Source organism: Oleiphilus sp. HI0043 (assembly GCF_001634935.1).
Genome location: NZ_LWEY01001771.1, coordinates 1 through 912 on the forward strand (window position 1 = coordinate 1; position 912 = coordinate 912).

Consider the following 912-nt stretch of genomic DNA (forward strand, 5'->3'; position numbering starts at 1 on the left):
CTATCGAATATTTCAGTATCTTGTTCAAACTGCTCAACAATCTGCTCTACTAATTCTGACACCTTTCGCCGGCTTGCAGGGTTCAAGGTAACACCTTTTGCGCCAAGCTGAGCAATACGGTTCATAACAGCTCTGACGGAGCTATTATGATCTTCAAAGAAACGCTCATCTTTCAGTAGCACTTTCAGTACTGGTACTTCAAGTTTAAGTAGGTGCTGTTTTGCTTCAGAACTAATACGGGGGTTATTCCGCATACTGTAAAAAAAGCGATCTACGACATCGATAGCAACCTTCTGTTGCTCATCGAGTGCTTTTTCAGTTCCCTGCTGTTTGAAGCTCTCCTCTACTCGGGACATCAAGCTAGGGCGTTCTTCCAGCTTGTCAGCATCACTAGCACCTTGAAGCTCAGCAAGGCCTTCGGTGAACTCTCCTTGCGAGTAATTCTCTAGTGGAGCGCTGGCCTCACCTAAGCGCTGACTCTGTTCAGCTGATTTTTTCCGCAAAGATCGCATCAAACCCACAACATTATTTAGCGCACTTTGCACTTCTGCCTGATTTTGTTGGAATGGACTATCGCCACCCATTTGATTTGCTTGACCGGATAGTGTTCCTAGACCTGGAGCCGCACCTGAAGGAGAGCTTGCGGACTGAAAAGGCGGCGCTGTTAATGCAGCGCTTTGAGTATCAGCTTGCCCGGTTCCACCACCAAGAGATTCGATAAAGGAAGAACGCTGCTCTTCTAACGGGGCACTTGGCGCTCCCAAGGCATCTTGGTTTTGTTGAGTTTCAGCGGAGGTAGCTAAACTTGCTTGGCTTTCTAAACTGGCTGCCATAGGGGACGCTTCCGGCACATAGCCTGGCCTTCCCGCCACACCAGGCCCACCTGCAGAACCACCCTGAGCTGAATTTTCT

At 48.8% G+C, this 912-nt stretch carries 1 protein-coding gene; it reads right to left on the reverse strand.

The features are described from left to right. A partial coding sequence (locus tag A3729_RS27285; protein WP_156498167.1) for a DUF1631 family protein occupies nt 1-912 on the reverse strand: 912 nt, incomplete at both ends.